Annotated in this window: 1 rRNA gene; it reads right to left on the reverse strand. The window is 56.0% G+C overall.

The window, feature by feature from the left end:
* A 23S ribosomal RNA gene (locus ACFQW6_RS22920) occupies positions 1 to 3,115 on the reverse strand; the annotation flags it as partial.
* Positions 3,116 to 3,532 lie beyond the last annotated feature (417 nt).

A 3,532-nucleotide genomic window follows, 5' to 3' on the forward strand; every position in this document is an offset into this window, starting at 1 on the left:
CGGTCGGCTGGGCATTACTGCTGTACACCTCCGGCCTATCAACCCCATGTTCTGTGGGGGGCCTTACCCCATTATTGGGTGGGAAACCTCATCTTGAAACGTGCTTCCCGCTTAGATGCATTCAGCGGTTATCACTTCCGAACGTAGCCAACCAGCCGTGCTCTTGGCAGAACAACTGGCACACCAGAGGTTCGTCCATCCCGGTCCTCTCGTACTAGGGACAGCCTTTCTCAAGTTTCCTGCGCGCGCGGCGGATAGGGACCGAACTGTCTCACGACGTTCTAAACCCAGCTCGCGTGCCGCTTTAATGGGCGAACAGCCCAACCCTTGGGACCTACTCCAGCCCCAGGATGCGACGAGCCGACATCGAGGTGCCAAACCATCCCGTCGATATGGACTCTTGGGGAAGATCAGCCTGTTATCCCCGGGGTACCTTTTATCCGTTGAGTGACCACGCTTCCACATGCCGTGGCCAGATCACTAGTTCCGACTTTCGTCCCTGCTCGACATGTCTGTCTCACAGTCAAGCTCCCTTGTGCACTTACACTCGCCACCTGATTGCCAACCAGGCTGAGGGAACCTTTGAGCGCCTCCGTTACATTTTAGGAGGCAACCGCCCCAGTTAAACTACCCATCAGGCACTGTCCCTGATCCGGATAACGGACCTAGGTTAGACATCTAGTACGACCAGAGTGGTATTTCAACGTTGACTCCACCCCCACTGGCGTGAGGGTTTCACAGTCTCCCACCTATCCTACACAAGCCGTACCAAACACCAATACCAAACTATAGTAAAGGTCCCGGGGTCTTTCCGTCCTGCCGCGCGTAACGAGCATCTTTACTCGTAGTGCAATTTCGCCGAGTCCATGGTTGAGACAGTGGGAAAGTCGTTACTCCATTCGTGCAGGTCGGAACTTACCCGACAAGGAATTTCGCTACCTTAGGATGGTTATAGTTACCACCGCCGTTTACTGGGGCTTAAATTCTCAGCTTCGACCCTTGCGGGTCTAACCGGTCCTCTTAACCTTCCAGCACCGGGCAGGAGTCAGTCCGTATACATCGTCTTACAACTTCGCACGGACCTGTGTTTTTAGTAAACAGTCGCTTTCCCCTGGTCTCTGCGGCCATCACCGCTTCCCCCAGCAAGTGGGTTCACGGATCCGGCCCCCCTTCTCCCGAAGTTACGGGGGCATTTTGCCGAGTTCCTTAACCATGGTTGTCTCGATCGCCTTAGTATTCTCTACTTGATCACCTGAGTCGGTTTGGGGTACGGGCGGCTCGTTGCTCGCTAGAGGTTTTTCTCGACAGCATAGGATCACCCACTTCGCCAGATATGGCTCCGCATCACGTCTCAGACTCCACACTGAAGTGGATGGTGCGGATTTGCCTACACCACGTCCTACACGCTTGCCCACAGACAACCATCGCTGTGGCTGGGCTACCTTCCTGTGTCACCCCATCGCTTGACTACTACCAGTTCGGGTCCCACGCTCCGCTCACCAGCCTCGCCCCGAAGGGTCCGGTCCGATGAGTTTCGGATGGTTAGCATCACCAGGTTCGTCATGGGCGCAACTTCGCCGGTACGGGAATATCAACCCGTTGTCCATCGACTACGCCTGTCGGCCTCGCCTTAGGTCCCGACTTACCCAGGGCAGATTAGCTTGACCCTGGAACCCTTGATCATTCGGCGCACGGGTTTCTCACCCGTGATTCGCTACTCATGCCTGCATTCTCACTCGTGTGGCCTCCACGCCTGGATCACTCCGGCGCTTCACTGCCCACACGACGCTCCCCTACCCATCCAGCGCACTGAACACCGATCGAGTCGATGCTGATGTATTCGCTGAATGCCATAGCTTCGGCGGATGACTTGAGCCCCGCTACATTGTCGGCGCGGAATCACTTGACCAGTGAGCTATTACGCACTCTTTCAAGGGTGGCTGCTTCCAAGCCAACCTCCTGGTTGTCAATGCGACTCCACATCCTTTTCCACTTAGTCACCGCTTAGGGGCCTTAGCTGATGGTCTGGGCTGTTTCCCTCTCGACTACGGAGCTTATCCCCCGCAGTCTCACTGCTGCGCTCTCACTTACCGGCATTCGGAGTTTGGCTAACGTCAGTAACCTTGTAGGGCCCATCGGCTATCCAGTGCTCTACCTCCGGCAAGAAACACGCAACGCTGCACCTAAATGCATTTCGGGGAGAACCAGCTATCACGAAGTTTGATTGGCCTTTCACCCCTATCCACAGGTCATCCCCTCAGTTTTCAACCTAAGTGGGTTCGGTCCTCCACGTCGTCTTACCGACGCTTCAACCTGCCCATGGATAGATCACTTCGCTTCGGGTCTTGAGCGCGCTACTGAAACGCCCTATTCGGACTCGCTTTCGCTACGGCTTCCCCACACGGGTTAACCTCGCAACACACCGCAAACTCGCAGGCTCATTCTTCAAAAGGCACGCCGTCACCCACACACCCCACAAGGGAATGCACAAGCTCCGACGGATTGTAGGCACACGGTTTCAGGTACTATTTCACTCCCCGCCAGGGGTACTTTTCACCTTTCCCTCACGGTACTTGTCCGCTATCGGTCATCAAGGAGTATTTAGGCTTAACGGGTGGTCCCGCCAGATTCACACGGAATTTCAGGGGTTCCGTGTTACTTGGGAACACGCTCCAGAGCCAGCGCTTTACGTCTACGGGCCTATCACCCTCTACGGTACGGCTTTCCAACCGACTTCGACTTCCACACTGGTTTCTTACTCTGTGCTGAGCCGGCAGACTCAACTGAGCGGTCCCACAACCCCCCGAATGCAACCCCTGCCGGGTATCACACACTCGAGGTTTGGCCTCATCCGATTTCGCTCGCCACTACTCTCGGAATCACTGTTGTTTTCTCTTCCTGTCGGTACTGAGATGTTTCACTTCCCGACGTTCCCTCCACACACCCTATGTGTTCAGGTGCAGGTAGCACGACATGACTCGTGCTGGGTTTCCCCATTCGGACACCCCCGGATCACAGCTTGGTTGCCAACTCCCCAGGGCTTATCGCAGGCTCCAACGTCCTTCATCGGCTCTTGATGCCAAGGCATCCACCATGTGCCCTTCATAGCTTGTCTCAACAACGTCAAAACAACACACGCCATCACAGCACGCATCACTCGACCCGCAAGAGCAAAACCAAAGAACACCCGACCCACCCCACAATCAAGGAATGAGCCGGCAGACTCTCATCGACTACCACCCGCAAGGAAAGCAGGCCAGCAGCCGAAAAGTTCATTACACACTCACCACCACACCCCAACCCCGCACACAACACAACCCCACCCCCACCAAACAAGACGGGGAACCAGGGCGGCCATGACAGGCTCGAGCGAGATGATGAAGATGCTCGCGTCCACTATGCAGATCTCAAACAACAACCCCACCAACCCCCGGCACCCCCCACAACGAGGAGCACGAGCGAAGAGAGGAACAGAAGCCCAACCACACACCCCCCACCAGACAAGCTGGACAGGCGGCCGTGACGGCTGATC

It is taken from the genome of Nocardioides sp. GCM10028917 (assembly GCF_042666175.1).
Lineage (GTDB): Bacteria > Actinomycetota > Actinomycetes > Propionibacteriales > Nocardioidaceae > Nocardioides.